We start from the raw sequence: 18273 nt of genomic DNA, 5'->3' as shown, positions 1-18273 counted from the left end.
TTGTAGCATAACAACTTTATGATGTAAATGAAAAGCCTGTATCCTTTATATTGCAAAGGATACAGGCTTATTTTTTCTGTTCTGGGTGAAAAAGTTAAGTTGTATCAGGGAGGTGTTTTATTAGACTTTCATTTGAATGTTATTACAATTTTTTCTTAATTTTATTTAAATTTCATTACAGGCACAATTGAATTACAGATAACAGGATTCTTTACTGCATTTAAAATGGCAGATAATATAAATATTTATAGATTTTTGCAGAAAAAATGATTTAGACATAAAAAAAGACCTCGTTATCCTTCAAAATAAGTATAGGCTCATAGAGGGCGAGATCTTTATGGAGCTAATTCGACTTGCAATAAGTAGTTTCATGTTTGCACAATAACAGTAAGATACAATAGAAAGAAAAGGAGAAAACATAGCGGGCGAGACTAACATATCTTGCAATAAAAGAGAAAAATATGGGACGGCGAGATTGGCCAGCGGGACACGAAGAGGGGTAGAATATGAAATGATATTTGCTTGTTAGAATGGCAAGCTTATAGTAACAAAAAAATCCGGCTTAGAAAGCTTAGAAAGCCGGAAAAAATCAATTAATTATATTATTAATTTAAGATTTATTGGATAAAAGATTCTTTGGCACCTACGGGCTGAAATGAAATTTCCAGAGAAATTTGCGGCGTAAGGAGCCTTTTTTTAAATTCTTCATTAATCCTATTTCCTATATTTTGGAGATTTTCTTCCGCTATATCAGTAAGCAAAACAACTACTCGAGATTTGTTCCACCAGCTAAATACATCTCCTTTGCGTAGAAACCGGGCCAAGATTTCGTGTAAGATATTTTTTGCTACATCTATATCTTTGTCAGAACAATTACTGCCGGTTTCAATAATTGAAATCAAGCCTAAAAATTCTTTATCCCCGGATCTAAGTATCTTGCGGCGCTCAAAGTTATATATGGCTTTGAAATAATCCGGCTCGCAAAATAGCGCTCCGTTAATAACATCTTCATTTATTATGGTATAGCTTATCTGTGTAAGATTCTTTTCGGGGTCGTCTTCGCTGCCGGCAGTAATTTTGTGGTATATGGCTTTAAGCTCAGGCGTTGGTCTTACAGACATTTCTTTATACAGTCTTGCAGTTATATAATTATAATGATTCAAGGCATTTTTATACTCATGTAATTCGATTAGTGCATCGAGAAAGTATACATGGAATGATTCTTCGAAAGGTTCATAATTGACTACTCTCTCATATATGTCTATTATATCCAGATATTCATTATTTTCCTTTAACAACTCAAAAAGTCTTAACACGGACTGGACGAAAATACGATGATAGCGGCTCCGAAAAAGAAACGCCCATTCGCTATAGGGATTTTCTGCAAGAAACTCTCCTTTATATATATCTATTGCTTCTAAGTAAACCTTTTTCGCCTTTTCAGGATTATCCACTCTTAAACTATCAGCTTCTTTTACCTTTTCCTCGAACTGAACAAAATCAATTGTGCAAGAATCGCCGGGATCGAATATATAAAATCCGTTTTCGAAAATTATATCAAAGTAGTGCTTCGTCTCCTCGCTATTTATAAGTCCGACAGACTCAAGGCCTTTTCTAAGACGAAATATTTGAGTTCTAAGGGCATTTTTCGGATCTATAAAATCTGAATCAGGCCATAAACTCTCTATTATATCTTCCGGAACTAATTTCTTATTGTAATAAGTAATAAAATACTTTAACAATTCCAGATTCTTATTGTTTCGTTTGCTTTTTTTTAAAATTGACTCATCGTCAAGTTTTATGTCGAAATTACCAAATGTATTAATCTTTATAGTCAAACCGACACCCCCCTTTAAACCCCATTTTCTTCTTAGTCTGATTGTCTTTTTATCTCTATTTTAATTATAACATTTAAAAGTGATACTTTATAAGAACTTTTTCTATAAAAACAGCTACAAGATCAGGATCATATTCCTTTCCCGCACCCTTCTTAAGTTCTTCCACTGCTTCATTTTGCGACAATGTTCTTGGGTAAGGTTTATAATTGGTCATAAAATCGTATGCATCAGCAATTGCTGCAATTCTTGCTTTCAGTGGTATTTCTTCGCCCTTTAAACCCTTTGGGTATCCGGAACCATCCCAGTTTTCGTGATGCGCAAGTACGTATTGTGCAATTTCTGAAAAATCACCTACGCAGCTCAATATTCGATAGCCTATTTCTGGATGCCGCCTCATTTCTGCTATTTCTTCCTCTGTCAATGGACCGGTTTTATTTATAATTGATTTGTCTATTGCAACTTTGCCAATATCGTGAAGGAGGCCTATTGTTTTAAGCTCACTTAACTCTCTTGAGCTTAAAAGTATCTCCTTTCCTATGGCTACGCATAGATCGCTTACTCGTTTCGAATGTTTTTCTTCTAAGGGATGAGCTTCATATAAAGTTTTAACAATTGTTGAAATAGTCATATTTCGCATGCTAGAACTTTCGAACAACTTATTTTTATACATAAGATTTTCCGCTCTTTTTATGATTTCATTTATGTCTTCTTCTGCGGATTTCTTAACTTCCCACCCGCAAGAAATAGATAAATTTATTGAGCCTACCTTGGTATTGGCAGCTGCAATCACTATTCGGTCGATGACTTGCTTTACACCTTCTTCTGAAGTTTTTGGAAGCAAGACCGCAAATTCGTCACCGCCAATTCTAGCTACTATGTCATCTCTTCTACAGGAAAGTCTTAAAGCATCTGCCGCTTTTTTTAGTATTTCATCTCCAAATTCATGTCCAAAGGCATCATTTGCCAGCTTTAGACCATTTATATCTGCCATAATTACAGCAATAGGCAAATTTCTATCAGTATCAAGCCTGCGCAACTCCTCTTCAAAAAATCTGCGGTTATAAAGGCCGGTTAATTGATCATGGTAGCTTAAATACTCTATTGATTTTAATGTAGCTTCGAGAAGCTCTTTTTCATTTATCAGCATTTCTTCATTTCTCTTGCGAATAATTCGAATCCATGCATTACTAAACAAGATAGTAAGACTTGACTCATCATATTTGGTATAATCTGAGTCTTTGTTTGCAACGGCTGCCACTATAACAATTTTACCTTTGTCAAATATCGGCACCGATAAGTATCTGGATAGATTGACATAATTGTTTTGAAAATCAAGATTATCAAAACAATTTATAACTATCGATTGTTTTTCCTTTATAACATTTGCCCAGAAGCCTGCCTTTTCAAAATCTACTTTAATATTATTTTTTTCTAATTTGCACTCGTTCAATATGCTGTCAGAAATACAAGCAAGTTCAATTTCATTACTGTCCTCATTATAAATGAAAGCATATGCCAATTTGCTTTCTGTTATCTTTAGCGCCTCATTTAATGTGAAATAAATTAATTCCTCTATGCTATTAAAATCTTGCTGGAGTATTTTTATTAAGCTTTCGCTCAGCTCAATGTTCTGTCTTGCAAGTTGTTCAGCTTTTTTTCGTATTATGGATAAGCCCAAATGTTTAAGGTAAAATCTAATCCTATTATGTTTGCTGAAATTTTTGCCTTTTGGCATCAGAAAAATTACATTTCCCAAAAGAATGCCATCTTTTGTGATATTTGCAACAGCTATCTGGCCTATGTCAAGTCCGTTCATCATTTTTGAAATCTCAGACTGTATAAATTCTTCGCCAAGCAGTTCGTCAAGTGAAGAGAAAATAATTATATCATCCGAAATTTGTTCGCTTTTGCATTTTGTGTAGTCAGTAAGCCTTCTGCAAAACAGTGTACAGTACTCCGAAAGCGATCTAGCCTCACTTATGTTAAAGTTCGGGCCGCATGCAACTTTAATCACGAATTTTTCGCCGGAAACATCAAGCAAATTAACAAATACGCAGTTAGCTTTTGATACTAATAAAAAGGCATTTGCGACACTTTGATAGTCCATATTTTCTAACATTTGCAAGAACTCAAGGTCCAATTCGAAAAAATCTTTTGGTACTTTTTTAGGCGGGCCATTAACCCTCTCTGCGAAATTATCTATCATGATTTACCCTCCTATATAAGTTTTAAGCAACCCCATCCCCATATTCTTATATCTATCTATTTTATATAATATCTAAAAATTCCTTTATCTGCGCAATGCCAAATTACATGTCTAAGATTTTGGCGAGAACACCGGTCTCGTACTTAAATTTTTGAACTATATTTTGAATCTGCTCATCGGCCAGTTTGTCGTGGAGAATAATAACCTTCTTGTTTGCACCTCCTATATTGTAGGTAAAAGAGATTTTGTGCTGAGTTATCTCTATGCTGTCTAAAAATATTTTATCTTTGTTAAATTTGACCATCTTCGAGTCTGAAAGTATGCCAAAGCATGATATTGTCACAAATTCAGGATTTAATTTTGTTACCTTCGGTACAACTTTTGCATCCCTTTCTTCGATTCCAACTATTTGAATATGCAATATTTCATTTTCCAAAATCAGTTTCGCATCACTGTATTCTTTGTATTCAGCTATGAGCAAAATAATAAGTATTAGTATAATGCCGGCTAAAGCAAGAAAAAGAAAACTGGCATAGGGCCAATCCTTCATGCTTATAGTCAGTAAAAGGGCTGCACCAGTAAATAAGCATATTGAGGCGAGGATAAATTTTAGCCGTAATTTTATAATATTCAAAATAGACACACCCTTTTATATATGTTGTCCCGTTCTTTTATTTTATAGTAATATAATAATGTAAAAAAGTCGCCACCTAAAAAGGGTGATTTGTAAAAATCCCTATCACATTAATAGGGTGATAGGGATTTTTACAAGTAATTTAGCTATAGAGCTATATTTTTATACAATTTTCGTCTCTTCATGTTTTAGTATTTGTAGTACTGTCTTCATCAAAAAACTTAATAAGCTGGGACTTGTTCTGGACTTCGCATTTTGAATAAATATTTTTTATATGAGTTTTAACCGTATTTTCGCTAAGATGCAGCTCCTCTGCAATCATTTTGTATGTTAATCCTTTTAACAGTAACGCTGTAATCCCTTTCTCTCGCTCAGTAAGTCCTCGGCTAGTCATAAGATTATAAATTGTCTTATCTTGTTCCGGATGAGTCATGTTAAAAAAATTAGTAAGAAAAGCGTGTTCTTTCAGCAATCTTATAAGTTGGTTATTTAAGACAGGTAGCATCAACATTATCACAAATACAATAGCAAGGGCTACTACTGTTGAGCTTGAGGTATTCGGATTTGCGGCGTAAATTCTGCTTGCTGTAATTTCTCCTATAAATACCCCTAATACATTTGCTGCAAGACCTGTGCCAAATATCTTTGCAGTATTTTGGCTGTAATCTACCATTTCGCCAAGGATACTCCACCAAAATAAATCAAAAATGCCACATGCCCCTAGCATCAACGAATCTATTATTATATAGCTTCCTGCGGAACGATCTAAATAAGCAAAGAGCAGAAAGGAAAATCCTATCATGGCAATGCCGACAATCAACGCATAAGTTCTGTTGGTTTCTAATGGTATATTTCGCAAAACAAGTATTGTTGCAATATAAGGAACCGCCCAAAACCAGCTGACAAGAAACCGATGCTCGTAAAATGCAGGATTTATGATGCGATACATAAGGCCAGAATTAATAGTTATAATAATTATGAAAATGCATAAAAACAATAATGGAACTTTTACCTCTTTTTCTAGCGCCGGATTTTGCTGGTTTGTTTCCGGTGCTCCATCAACATCTAGTTTAATATTTAAAAAAAAGGAAAAGACAAGAGAAAAGATTGATATTGCAAGAGCTGTATATGGAGAAAAGTTTACTGCAATTATATTAAAAATTATCATTAAAATATTAGAGAAAATAAGTGCATCTGCAACAGTTTTTATTCTTTTTTCGGGGGGTGTAAAATTCTTAAGATAAAAACCCCAAGATGCTATCGCAAAACCTGCCGAAAATGAAATAACTATTATTGAAACATGCCATGCTGCAGAATAAGGAGTGAAGAAAATGCTGCTGCCGGCTATACATACTAAGGCTGAAATTGAAAAAACCCGTTTTGCCTCATGAATATTTTTTATTAATAAGCCGCAGGAAATAAGTCCTGCGAAATGTGCTGCTATTCCAGAAAAAAGCATATTTTGTACAGAAATATTGTTGCTTTCCCCTAAAGCATAAAAAATTTGTCCTTCAAAGGGAAAAGCAAGCAACCAACCGGAATAAAGCGAAAAGAGAAGTATCGACAAGGTGCAGCTGTTAAAGGAAAACATAGATTTTCCGAATAAACTTTTTTCCCATTGCACTATTTTTCACCGCCTTAGTACGATAGTAACCACAGTAAAGCTCCTCTAGGTTTTACAATTATTACTACTATTCATACTAATCTACATTTTATACTATTATTTTACAATATTTTTCACAAAATTTCCAGTAAATTTCTTGATTTTTATAAAAGATCTTTGTTCTAACTAATTTTTGTTTTAACTATATATATGATATTTCTGTTATAATATTAAAAAGGTATTAGAAAAATCTATTCCGGAGGTGTCAAATTGTCAAAATCCAAAATAGACAGCAAGATATTATGGCCTTTAATCGCCTTATGTCTCGGATGGACACTTATCTACGCAGATAGAACTGCAATGTATCCTCTTCTTTCGGTAATAGGAGATAATTTTCACTTAACAAACACTCAAATAGGGACAATTACCGGCAGTTATTTCCTCATCTATGTAGCAATGCAGATACCATCCGGAATATTTGCCGATAAAATCGGACAGAAAAGGCTTTTGATATCAACTTTTATAATTGTAGGATTTGCTCTTATTGGATTTGCTTTATTTGCTAAAAGTTATTTATCTTTGCTTTTATTTACTGTATTTCACGGATTCGGCGCAGGATTTTTCTATCCTTGTGCATATGGAATAATGCTAAAAATAGTGGATTCTGACTCTTGGGGTAGGGGTGCTGCTATTGTAAATCTTGGAATGTCATTAGGGCTTATTATAGGTCTTGCTGCAAGCGGCCCTTTATACATACATTTTGGTAATTATTCTGCAATATTTCTTCTGCTTGCAATTCTTACTTTGCTGTCCGCATTTATTTTAAATAAAGCAATACCGAATATAGAAAAAAGCATAGCCGGCCAACAGGAAAACTTTAAGGTTTTAGAGGTGCTTAAAAATAAAAATCTATTATTTATAAATCTTTCTCAATTTTGTGCACTATATGGTTATTGGACTGCGGTTACATGGGGTGCCACTTTTTTCTATGAGGAAAGAGGTATAAGTATGGAGTTTGCAGGTCTTTTTGTTGCAATCGTAGGAATAAGCGCCATAATTCCGAGCCTGGTAATGGGTAGTATCTCAGATAAAATCGGAAGAAAAAAAATAGCTCTTGTTCTTTTTCCCCTCGGAAGCCTTACTATTTTTCTCATGGCCTATGCCCGCTCCAAAGCTGCCATAATTCTTTCGCTCATAGCTTATGGCATAGTAGGCAAATCTTCCTGGGATCCGATAGCAGTTGCTTGGACCGGGAGTCATGCCTTTGCAATGGACAAAAAAGCACTCGGCACAGCTATGGGCATATTTAACTTTTCCGGTATGATGTCGGCAGTAGTTGCACCGATAATTACAGGATTTATCAAGGATGTTACAGGCTCACTGGTTGCTGCGTATTATGTGGCTGCAGCTATATCAGTATTAGGAGGATTTCTAGTTATGTTTGTCAGTGAAGAACCTGAAAGTAAATAACACAAAAACTCGCATGTTTTTGCACGCGAGTTTATTGGCAAAATGAGCAAGTCTATAAGCCGAGTTCTGTTTTAGATGGTCATCTATCTAGGATGTCAGTTGCCTGACACCTCAAGCGACCATACCCGGGAGCGCAGCGGGCCACTGCATAAGCTCCTCTATTTGGTCTTGCTCCAGGTGGGGTTTACAGGGCCGGGAAGTCACCATCCCGCCGGTAAGCTCTTACCTTACCTTTCCACCCTTACCCGGTATCATCCCAAGGAAAATACCGGGCGGTATATTTCTGTTGCACTATCCTTGAGGTCGCCCTCACTGGGTATTACCCAGCACCTTGCCCTATGGAGCTCGGACTTTCCTCGAACACAAAGTGTCCGCGACCATCTGACTTACTCATTTATGTATGTGTTATTTTATGTAAAATCAGTTACATTTTATAGCTTTTAATCAAATTCTATATCTTCTTCATCAATAGCTTCATCAATTCCTTGATTAGCCAGCTCATCTGCTCTCTTATTATATTCTCTTCTTATATGCCTTATAGTAAAATTTTTGAATTCATTTATCAAAGAACATACTTCTTCATACAACGGCTTAAGTCCGGCATTTTTTACCTGATATTCTTTATTTATCTGCTTTACCATAAGTTCGCTGTCTGAAAATACCTCAATTTCATCACACTGCATCTCAAGAGCTTCTCTCAAAGCGGTAACAAGCGCCGTATACTCTGCAATATTATTTGTGGTCTCGCCTATGTAATCATTGATTTCTTTTATGACATTATTATTTTCGTCTACGAAAACTATGCCTATACCCGCGCTTCCCGGATTGCCTCGAGAAGCCCCATCTGTATAAACTGTAAGTTTACTCATAAATCCTCCCATTGCTTATATTTTTACGAATTTATTTAGTATTTTTCTTCACTGTTTAACCAATATACGACCACAGTGCTCGCAGTAAACTATTTTTTCTGAGCGCATTACCTCATCGGCTATCATAATAGATAATTCGGTCATACATCCTCCACACGTAGAGTTTTCTATCACCGGAGCAACTGGATTGGGTTTATTTTTCTTTATTCTTTTGTATATATTAAGCAGCTCGGGAGAAATCGTATTTTCTAATTTAGTTTTTCGTACTTCAATTGATTCAAGCTCCTCTTTTATTTTACCAAGTTCTTGACAAGTTTTCAATCGTTTTTCGCTATATTCTTTCTTGATAGTATCAATAATTTCCTGAGACTTTTCGATTTCCTTGCTAAGTATTTCAATTTCTTCCATCATCTCAATGGCACTTTCTTCACTTTTTTTAGTCCTGTCTTGCAACAATTCCTGCTTGTCTTTTAAAGCGTTTAATTCCTTTATTGTAGTCACTTCTCCGCCATAAATCCTTTCTTCAAACTGTCCTATTTCATCGGTAAATTCATTTATCTTCTTTTCTACTTTTTTTAGCTCTTTGTCTAAAAATAAAAAGCGCTCTCTTTTACTATCGATAAAAGACTTTTCCTCGCTCATTTCCCTTTTTAGTTTTCCTAATTCTTTTAAGGCCATATGATTATTCAATGATGCCTCAAGTATCTTAGATTGCTTTTCCAACGTTTGATATTCATACAGTAAAATTAGTTCTTCTTTTACACTAGCCATTTTATGCACCTCTTTCAAAATAAAAAGAGAACGGGATAACTCCTGTTCTCATATAATAATAAAAGGATCCTTATTTTCAAATATATGAAAATCTATTTCTTTGTTTTGCAGTTTACTTTCATTGTCTAAATAGTTTTTAAGAGCCAAAAGTAGAATGTTCTCCGTTGGAAAATGTCCGGCGTCAATAACCGCTATGCCAATCTCACCTGCATCAACAGCTTCATGATATTTCAAGTCGCCGGTAACCATAACGTCTGCACCGTTTAAGGCAGCGGTCTGCAATAAGTCTGCTCCTGCTCCGCCACATATGGCCACCTTTCTAATTTCTTTGTTTAAGTCGCCGACAGCTCTAACATAAGGGGTCTTAAGTTTTTGCTTTACAACTTCACAAAATTCTTTTAAGGGCATGGATTCATTTATATAGCCCATTCTTCCTATTCCATAAATTTTGCCTTGATTTTCAGCTGGATATATATCAAAAGCAACTTCTTCATACGGATGAACTTTTAGCATTGCATCTATAACTTTAGTTTGCAAACTTTCCGGAATAATAGTTTCTATACGCACTTCATCAACTTTTTCCAGCTTACCTTCTTCCCCGATAAATGGATGGGTACCGCTTAATGGTTTAAAGGTGCCTGTGCCGTTTATATTAAAGGTGCAGTGACTGTAATTTCCAATATGGCCTGCCCCTGCATCACACATCGCATCTCTTACCGTATCTTCATATCCCTTGGGCACAAAAACAACTATTTTCTTTAATTTTTCTTCATAGGTTTGTTTCAAAATTTCAACTTGTTCAAGCCCGAGGGTATTGGCTAAAATATCGTTGATGCCTCCATAAGCTATATCCATATTGGTATGAGCCGAATAAATAATTATATCATTTTTAACTGCAGTAGAAACTAGCCTTCCAATGGGGGTATCTGTTCTTAATGATTTGAAAGGTTTAAAAAAAAGCGGATGATGCGAAATTATCATATCAAAATCATTTTTTGAGGCAAAATCAACTGTCTCCTGGGTTACCGTGAGAGTCAGCAAGACTTTTGATATATCTTTGGACGGATCGCCTACTGCTAAACCGGGATTGTCCCAGTCTAATGCAAGGTTCGTCATTGCCCATTTTTCTAATATTTGAATTAACATTTTGCAAGAAATCATTTTATGGCCTCCTTTAACACATCAAGCCTTTTTTTATATTCAAGAATCATCTGTTTGCTGTCTGTCCTTCGAGAGTCTTTTAGGCTTTCAATAATCATCTTAAGATGTTTTTCTTGATATTTCATGTATGATACAGTAATTGGATCCTTTTTGTGCCGCAGTATAGGACCAAACAGCACATCTGCCTCAACAAAAGCTAGAGTTCCTACGCTTTTTATCGTTAACACCTCATAAAATTTTCCGTCTTCCTTGCAAACATCCTCATCTATTATTTTGTAGCAATGAGTCAGAAGATATTTTCGAAGTTCGGCAACATTTTTCATTGGCTGCAATATAATAGTTTGAAATGAAGATGCAATTTGTTTTGATTCTTCGAAAATGTCGATAATTGTCATGGCTCCCATTCCGGAAATTACAGCTACATCGCTTTCTTTTGATGTTAAAGGTTTAAATCCAGAACCATATCGCAGTTCAATGCGATCCATAAATCCGAATCTTCCAATGTTTTCCTTTGCTTTTAGATATGGTCCGGGCAGCACTTCAGTTGCTATAACTTTAGGACAGATGCCTTCAGTCACAAGATATATGGGTAAATAAGCATGATCTGTTCCTATATCGGCTACTTTTGAACCTTTAGGGATTTTTGACGCTATAAGTTGTAATCTCTTTTTGATTCTCATTTCTACCTCTGTCAAAGTAAGCAAAACAGCGGAGAAAATTCCCCACTGTTTTCGCCTTATTCCAAGAAATCTTTAAGCCTTTTGCTCCTGCTGGGATGACGCAGTTTTCTCAAGGCCTTAGCTTCAATTTGTCTAATTCTTTCCCGGGTTACTCCAAATTCCTGTCCGACTTCTTCTAATGTTCTAGGGCGCCCGTCATCAAGACCAAATCTCAAGCGCAGCACCTTTTCTTCTCTAGGTGTCAAGGTTTCCAATACATCTTCCAGCTGTTCTTTTAGCAAAAGATAAGCTGCTGCATCTGCAGGAGCTAATGCTTCGTCATCAGGGATAAAATCTCCTAAAAAGCTATCCTCTTCTTCACCTATGGGAGTTGCAAGGGAAACAGGTTCTTGTGCTATTTTCATTATTTCTCTTACTTTTTCAACAGGTAGTTCCATTTCCTCCGCAATCTCTTCCGGGGTAGGGTCCCTGCCAAGTTCTTGCAGTAGCTGCCGCTGAACCCGAATGAGCTTATTTATTGTTTCGACCATATGCACAGGTATTCTTATGGTCCTTGCTTGATCGGCTATGGCCCTGGTAATTGCCTGTCTTATCCACCATGTAGCATAAGTGCTGAACTTATATCCCTTTTTATAATCGAATTTTTCTACTGCTTTCATCAAACCCAGGTTGCCTTCTTGAATCAGGTCAAGAAAGAGCATACCTCTGCCTACATATTTTTTTGCAATGCTGACCACTAATCTCAGGTTTGCTTCTGCTAATCGGCGTTTTGCCTCTTTATCTCCTGCTTCAATGCGCTTTGCAAGCATTATTTCTTCTTCAGCCGAAAGAAGTGGAACTTTTCCTATTTCTTTTAAATACATCCTTACCGGGTCATCGATGGCCACTCCCTCTGGAGCGGAAAGGTCTATTTCTTCCGGAGGAACCTCTTCAAGTTCAAGATCTTCTTCTGTAGAAGCTTCTTCGCTATCGTCTATAATTTCAATCCCCATTTCTTCCAAGGATTCATATATTTTATCAATTTGATCAGCATCCAGATCCTCCAAATCTTCTAAGGCATTCATAATTTCTCCGTAAGAAAGTGTCCCATTTTTCTTGCCTTTTTCTATTAGGTCCTTTACAATTTTCATTTTATCCTGCATTTTGTCCTGCGTTGCTTTTTTGCTGTTTTTCTTTTCCATCTGCTCTTTTTCTGCCATTATGCCCCCTCCTTCCCCGGATTAGTGTAAGTCTTTAATCCATTCATTTCAGTCTTAAGTTGTTGATAGGTATTCAAAAGACTGTTGATCTCCTCTCTTTGACCTAGCATTTCAGCTTCCTTTATCTCTCGTCTCACTTGAGATATGGCTTTTTTAAGATATCCTTGTTTTATCTTGACAACAAGAGAATTTATAATTTCTTTGTCGTCTGAAATTAGATTTTCAAAAAGTATCGCTGAAAGTTCTGCGCCTTCTTCTTCATCTAAATAATTAAAAATGTCAGAGGCATTTACCTCTTGATTTTTATTGACCATTTCAAATATAATTTCAGCAATTTTTTTTGTGTTTTTATTTGTAAAAAATCGAGGTTCAATTTTTTCTCCCAAGTTTTTCCACATACGATTATCACTTTCAAGCATAAATTTTAGCAGCTTACGCTCGGCCTTATGAACTCCGCTGATTGCGGGTGCTTTAGATAAGACAAAATTATTCGAACCGGTTAAACCTTCTCTAGAACCGGCTCGCGACATTGCTTGAGCTGATTTTTTTCTTTTTCCCTTTGCTTCCTTTATTATAGAACCGGCAGAAATGCCAATTTCTGAAGCTAGTTTCCTAGCATATATCTCTAGTTCCGGTTCGCTGTCCACAGCGCTGAGGATCTCTATAGCTCGCTCAATAAATTTTAATTTCTCCTCCGAATTATTTATATTAATACCTTTTTTTGCTAAAGTCAATTTATAATTTATTAGATCTTCTGCATTATTTAGAAGACCTCGGAAATAATCCGGACCGTATATGCTTACTATTTCGTCAGGGTCTTTGCCTTCAGGCAAAGCTAGAACCTTTACATAAAGTCCTTCTTGAGCCAATACTTCCATTCCTCTTACAGTAGCAGCTTCTCCGGCTGCATCTCCATCATATGAGAGAATAACACTATTTGTATATTTTTTAAGCAGCTTTGCCTGGTTTTTTGTAAGGGCAGTGCCCAAAGAAGCTACGGCATTTTCAAAGCCGTGTTGGTGCAGCATTATGCAGTCCATATAACCTTCGACTATAATAACGTCTAAAGACGGATCTTTTTTTATTTTTGAAAGAGCATACAAATTATCGCCTTTTGAAAACAGCGGCGTTTCAGGAGAATTTAAATATTTCGGAAGGGATTCATCAAGGGCGCGCCCTCCAAATCCTATTATGTTTCTTGTAATATCCTCTATAGGAAAAATTATCCTGTTCCTAAACCTGTCATAAAAACCTTTTTTATCCTTTCGCGGTATGGCAAGACCTATTTTCTCCAAGGCTTCAGCGCTTATACCTTTACTTTTGTAAAATTTGATAAGCGAATTCCAGGATTTTGGAGCATAACCAATACAAAACTTTTCTATTGTCTCGTCTCTTATACCGCGTTTTTTCAAATAATTTATCGCGTTTTTACCTTCGCTTGTATGAAGTAAGCAGTAGTTATAGTATTTTGCCGCTAACCTATTTATTGAAAAATATTCACGTTTTGTTCGAAATTCCTCGGAAAACTCCTGATTCATATCATGCGGAAGTCTTACATTAAATTTATCTGCAAGATACCTGACAGCCTCAGGAAAGCTAAGATTTTCTTTTTTCATTACAAAGTTAAAAACATTTCCACCTGCGCCGCACCCAAAGCAATAAAACAGCTGCTTCTCTCCATTTACACTAAATGAAGGAGTTTTTTCATCGTGAAAAGGGCATAGACCCTTGTAATTCTCACCCTGCTTTTTGAGAGAAACATATTCTGAAACAACAGCCACTATATCAGCTGCGTTTTGCACTTCTTTAATAATGTCTTCAGGATAAAACCCCATTTTCTTCACCAAACCTCAAAAACTTCCTCAATCATTAATAAAGTAGTTCTTTTTTGGTTTATTGATTTATCTCTCCTCTTTTCAAATTTACATAAAACATTATTCTACGTTAATACCCATTATTCCTTCTTTTATTTTTACAAATCTATGAGCAAAATTTTTTATATTTCCAAGGGCCATGATGATGGAACAAAAAACTCTTTGAACTTGCTTATTGCAAAAATATCCGTCATTCCTGCTATATAATCAGCCACCGCTCTTTGAATTCCTGACTCCTGGGATATTTTTACAAATTCTAAAGGCATAAGATCCGGGTTATTAATATAATGTTCGAATAAGAGTTTGATCATTTCTCTGACTTTGTTTTCCTGGGTCTTTGCAGATGAACCTATATAAACCTTTTCAAAGAGGAATGTTCTCAGTTCCCAAGTTGCATTAAAAACATTATCACTCATTTTTACTTCGGCTTTTTCATAGCTTGTCTCGATAACATCCTTAATCATTGTATCAATACGCTCTCCGTGCTTTTTGCCTAAAATGGCAACTGATTTTCGCGGCAGGTCCTCTTCTTTAAGTATTCCTGCTCTTTCAGCATCATCAATATCATGATTTATATATGCAATCCAATCAGATAGCCTTACTACATATCCTTCTAATGTTGCAGGTTTTCCCCTTGTGGTATGGTTTCTAATCCCATCTCGCACTTCCCATGTAAGATTAAGCCCTGTGCCTTTTTCCAAAAAATCTACGACTCTAAGGCTTTGCTCTTCATGTCTGAAGCCCTCGTCTAAAAGCTCATTTAGCACTTGTTCGCCCGTATGCCCAAAAGGTGTGTGTCCTAGATCGTGCCCTAATGCAATAGCTTCTGTTAGGTCTTCGTTTAATCTTAAACTTCGAGATATCGTCCGTGCTATCTGAGATACTTCTAGTGTATGAGTGATACGAGTTCTGTAATGGTCGCCTTCAGGCGAAATAAATACCTGGGTTTTGTGTTTTAATCGTCGGAAAGCTTTTGAGTGAATTATTCTGTCTCGGTCTCTTTGAAAATCTGTTCTTATACTACATTTTTCCTCCTCTCTGCATCGGCCTTTCGTATTACAGCTCAGAGAGGCGTAAGGGGAAAGATAATTTCTTTCAAAGTCCTCCTGTCTTTCGCGAAAATTCACAGGACACCACTCCTTAAAGATTTCCGAATCAGCTTTTGGTCATTCTCGTATATATGATATTCGATATCAAGATCCCTTTTTCCTCTAATTTATTAAAAAATAGATAAAGCAAGAGTGCAACAAAACGTAATTGGCACTCTTGCTTTTTTGTTTTTATATTTACGGATATAAGCTTTTTAACCTATCTTAATTATTATCCTCTCTGGGATTTGTAAGCTGAGCTTGTGCCGCAGCAAGTCGTGCTATTGGTACTCTAAAGGGCGAACAACTTACAAAATCAAGCCCTATCATATGACAAAACTCTACCGAACTGGGTTCGCCGCCGTGCTCACCGCAAATACCTATCAGAAGATCAGGTTTTACACTGTGGCCTTTTTCTACTGCCATCTTCATTAATAAGCCGACTCCATCTCTATCTAAAACAATAAACGGTGAATCGCTTAGTATCTTGTTTTCAATATAATGTGGAAGTATTTTGCCCTCAGCATCATCTCGGCTAAAGCCGAATGTTGTCTGTGTCAAATCATTTGTTCCAAAAGAGAAGAAATCTGCATAATTTGCAATTTTATCAGCAGTAAGGCAAGCTCTCGGCAGCTCAATCATTGTACCTATTAGGTAGTGTACTTTAATTCCTTCTTCTTCAAACACATCTTCTGCTGTTTTTTCTACGGCTTCTCTTAGAATTCTAAGTTCAGCCTCATGTCCTACTAATGGTATTTCGATCTCAGGAAGAACTTTTACGCCTTTCTTTGCAAGATTGCATGCTGCCGTAAGTATCGCTCTAACTTGCATAGTATATATTTCGGGATATAAGAGGCCAAGCCTGCATCCTCTAAGTCCCAACATTGGATTCATTTCGCTTAGCGCACGAACTTTCTTTAATATTTCTTGTTTTTCTTCTAATTCTTTGGATGGGCCTTTCGCCTTAAGTTCCATTATTTCAACTATGAGTTCTTCCTCATTAGGCAAAAATTCATGAAGCGGGGGATCTAATAACCTTACGGTAACAGGCAGACCTTCCATTGCTTGGAATATGCCTTCAAAATCTTTTTGCTGCATTGGAAGAATCTTGCTCAGTGCTTCTTCCCTTTCTTCTTTGGTCTCCGCCATAATCATCTGCTGAACTACCGGCAGCCGATCCTGAGCCATAAACATATGCTCTGTCCTGCAAAGACCTATTCCCTCTGCGCCAAATTCCAATGCCTTTTGAGCATCAGATGGTGTATCAGCATTTGCTCTAACTTTTAGTTTGCGTATTTCATCGGCCCAAGCAAGAATTTGATTAAATTCTTCAGAAAGCTCAGGATCAATTAACGGGACTTGGCCAAGCATAACCTCTCCTGTCGAACCATCAATAGAAATTATATCACCTTTTTTAACTGTAATCTGCCCGACTTTAAACTCTTGTTTTTCATAGTCGATTCGAATACTTTCACAACCTGATACACATGGTTTGCCCATTCCTCTTGCCACAACAGCAGCATGGCTTGTCATGCCTCCACGGCTTGTAAGTACGCCTTGAGCCGCTACAATACCATGAATATCGTCAGGAGTAGTTTCCGTTCTGACAAGGATTATTTTTTCGCCGTTGTTTCCAAGAGCTTCTGCCTCATCCGGATCAAAAACCACACGGCCGCAGGCTGCACCTGGTGAAGCCGGCAATCCTTTGGCTATTGGCTGCACTTTTGCATTTGGGTCTATTCTGCGGTGCAGCAGGGTCTCTACTTGGCCCGCCGGCACCCTAAGAATTGCTTCCTCTTTAGTTATGAGGCCTTCCTTTACCATATCAACTGCCACTTTAACGGCTGCTTGTGCTGTGCGTTTGCCGCTGCGGGTCTGCAGCATGTATAGTTTGCCGTTTTCAATGGTAAATTCTATATCCTGCATATCCCGATAATGTTTTTCAAGTAAGTTGCAAACATTTATAAACTGCTCATAAACCTCAGGCATTACTTCTTTAAGCTGTTTTATATCTTGAGGTGTCCTGATACCTGCAACTACGTCTTCGCCCTGAGCATTCATTAAAAATTCGCCATAAACTTCTTTTTCGCCGGTAGAGGGATTCCTTGTAAATGCAACACCGGTTCCTGAATCATTGCCCTTATTCCCGAATACCATTGCCTGAACATTCACAGCAGTTCCTAAATCATCAGGTATCTTATTAATCCTGCGGTAGACTTTTGCCCTCTGATTGTTCCAAGATTTAAACACCGCTTCTACTGCCATTAGAAGCTGTTCCTTTGGATCTTGGGGAAAATCTCGCCCAGTCTCTTCTCTTATCAATTTTTTATAGCCCTCTATAACTTCCTTCCAGTCTTCAGCATCTAGTTCTGTGTCATATGTAGCATTCTTTTTCTTTTTGACCTCGCTTATTATTTCTTCAAACTTTTCATGAGGAACTTCCATAACTACATTTCCAAACATCTGAATAAATCTTCTGTAGCTGTCATAGGCAAAGCGCTCGTTGCCGGTTTTCTCTGCAAGCCCTTTTACGCTCTCATCATTTAGGCCTAAGTTAAGTATCGTGTCCATCATACCGGGCATAGATATAGCAGCGCCTGATCTTACGGACACAAGGAGAGGATCTTTAGGATCTCCAAGCTTTTTGCCCATTTCTTTTTCTAGCTCTTCCAATGCTTGAAAAATCTGGGATAAAATATCCTCCGATATTTTTTCACCTTCCTCATAATAGTTCAAGCAAGCTTCCGTGGTAATTGTAAAGCCCATAGGTACAGGCAAACCTATTTTTGTCATTTCTGCCAGATTTGCGCCTTTTCCTCCAAGTAGCTTGCGCATTTGAGCATTGCCTTCGCGAAAATTGTAAACATATTTTTTTGCCAT

13 protein-coding genes and 1 other RNA gene are annotated in these 18273 nt (G+C 36.8%); 1 reads left to right on the top strand and 13 read right to left on the bottom strand.

Annotated elements, in window-relative coordinates; genetic code table 11:
• Nucleotides 1-617: 617 nt before the first annotated feature.
• From BUE08_RS02295 to BUE08_RS02280, 4 genes are all read right to left on the bottom strand, one after another.
• A complete protein-coding gene (locus tag BUE08_RS02295; RefSeq protein ID WP_286680255.1) occupies nucleotides 618-1838 on the bottom strand; it encodes a BTAD domain-containing putative transcriptional regulator in 1221 nt (406 codons plus the stop codon).
• A 73-nt stretch (nucleotides 1839-1911) separates the two neighbouring features.
• Nucleotides 1912-4044 carry a diguanylate cyclase domain-containing protein gene (locus tag BUE08_RS02290; RefSeq protein WP_286680254.1) on the bottom strand — a complete coding sequence of 711 codons (2133 nt, stop codon included), beginning with the start codon at nucleotides 4042-4044 and terminating at the stop codon, nucleotides 1912-1914.
• 103 nt (nucleotides 4045-4147) lie between these two features.
• On the bottom strand, nucleotides 4148-4678 hold the full coding sequence (locus tag BUE08_RS02285) for a hypothetical protein (RefSeq protein ID WP_059032938.1): 531 nt from the start codon (nucleotides 4676-4678) through the stop codon (nucleotides 4148-4150).
• Nucleotides 4679-4859: 181 nt separating this feature from the next.
• Nucleotides 4860-6302, bottom strand: coding sequence for a helix-turn-helix transcriptional regulator (locus BUE08_RS02280; RefSeq protein WP_286680253.1), 1443 nt, complete (start codon nucleotides 6300-6302; stop codon nucleotides 4860-4862).
• Between the two features lie 249 nt (nucleotides 6303-6551).
• Here BUE08_RS02280 and BUE08_RS02275 point away from each other — a divergent pair, with 249 nt between their 5' ends.
• Nucleotides 6552-7751, top strand: a complete 1200-nt coding sequence (locus BUE08_RS02275; RefSeq protein ID WP_281742884.1) for an MFS transporter — start codon at nucleotides 6552-6554, stop codon at nucleotides 7749-7751.
• Nucleotides 7752-7790: 39 nt separating this feature from the next.
• On the opposite strand, the gene rnpB is transcribed toward BUE08_RS02275, so the two are convergent.
• The 9 genes from rnpB to ppdK form a co-directional block, all read right to left on the bottom strand.
• An RNA gene (gene rnpB / locus BUE08_RS02270) (RNase P RNA component class A) lies at nucleotides 7791-8144 on the bottom strand.
• A 47-nt stretch (nucleotides 8145-8191) separates the two neighbouring features.
• The gene (locus BUE08_RS02265) at nucleotides 8192-8620 is read right to left on the bottom strand and encodes a ribonuclease HI family protein (protein WP_059032943.1); all 429 of its coding nucleotides are present in this window, start codon (nucleotides 8618-8620) and stop codon (nucleotides 8192-8194) included.
• Between the two features lie 48 nt (nucleotides 8621-8668).
• On the bottom strand, nucleotides 8669-9391 hold the full coding sequence (locus BUE08_RS02260) for a zinc ribbon domain-containing protein (protein WP_281742881.1): 723 nt from the start codon (nucleotides 9389-9391) through the stop codon (nucleotides 8669-8671).
• Between the two features lie 48 nt (nucleotides 9392-9439).
• Nucleotides 9440-10552 (bottom strand): Nif3-like dinuclear metal center hexameric protein, encoded by a 1113-nt coding sequence (locus BUE08_RS02255; protein ID WP_286680252.1) that lies wholly within the window; start codon nucleotides 10550-10552, stop codon nucleotides 9440-9442.
• A complete protein-coding gene (locus tag BUE08_RS02250; RefSeq protein ID WP_286680251.1) occupies nucleotides 10549-11232 on the bottom strand; it encodes a tRNA (adenine(22)-N(1))-methyltransferase in 684 nt (227 codons plus the stop codon). The genes BUE08_RS02255 and BUE08_RS02250 overlap by 4 nt, the downstream gene beginning before the upstream one ends.
• 56 nt (nucleotides 11233-11288) lie before the next feature.
• Nucleotides 11289-12413, bottom strand: coding sequence for an RNA polymerase sigma factor RpoD (gene rpoD / locus BUE08_RS02245; protein ID WP_337957029.1), 1125 nt, complete (start codon nucleotides 12411-12413; stop codon nucleotides 11289-11291).
• Nucleotides 12414-12430: 17 nt separating this feature from the next.
• Nucleotides 12431-14275 carry a DNA primase gene (gene dnaG / locus BUE08_RS02240; RefSeq protein ID WP_286680257.1) on the bottom strand — a complete coding sequence of 615 codons (1845 nt, stop codon included), beginning with the start codon at nucleotides 14273-14275 and terminating at the stop codon, nucleotides 12431-12433.
• A 152-nt stretch (nucleotides 14276-14427) separates the two neighbouring features.
• Nucleotides 14428-15432, bottom strand: coding sequence for a deoxyguanosinetriphosphate triphosphohydrolase (locus BUE08_RS02235; RefSeq protein WP_059032948.1), 1005 nt, complete (start codon nucleotides 15430-15432; stop codon nucleotides 14428-14430).
• Nucleotides 15433-15618: 186 nt separating this feature from the next.
• On the bottom strand, nucleotides 15619-18273 hold the full coding sequence (ppdK, locus tag BUE08_RS02230) for a pyruvate, phosphate dikinase (protein ID WP_286680250.1): 2655 nt from the start codon (nucleotides 18271-18273) through the stop codon (nucleotides 15619-15621).

This window comes from Tepidanaerobacter sp. EBM-49, from assembly GCF_001896645.1.
GTDB lineage: Bacteria > Bacillota > Thermosediminibacteria > Thermosediminibacterales > Tepidanaerobacteraceae > Tepidanaerobacter > Tepidanaerobacter syntrophicus.
Note: the sequence above shows the minus strand (reverse complement) of the source record. Positions and strands in the feature narration are given on the sequence as shown.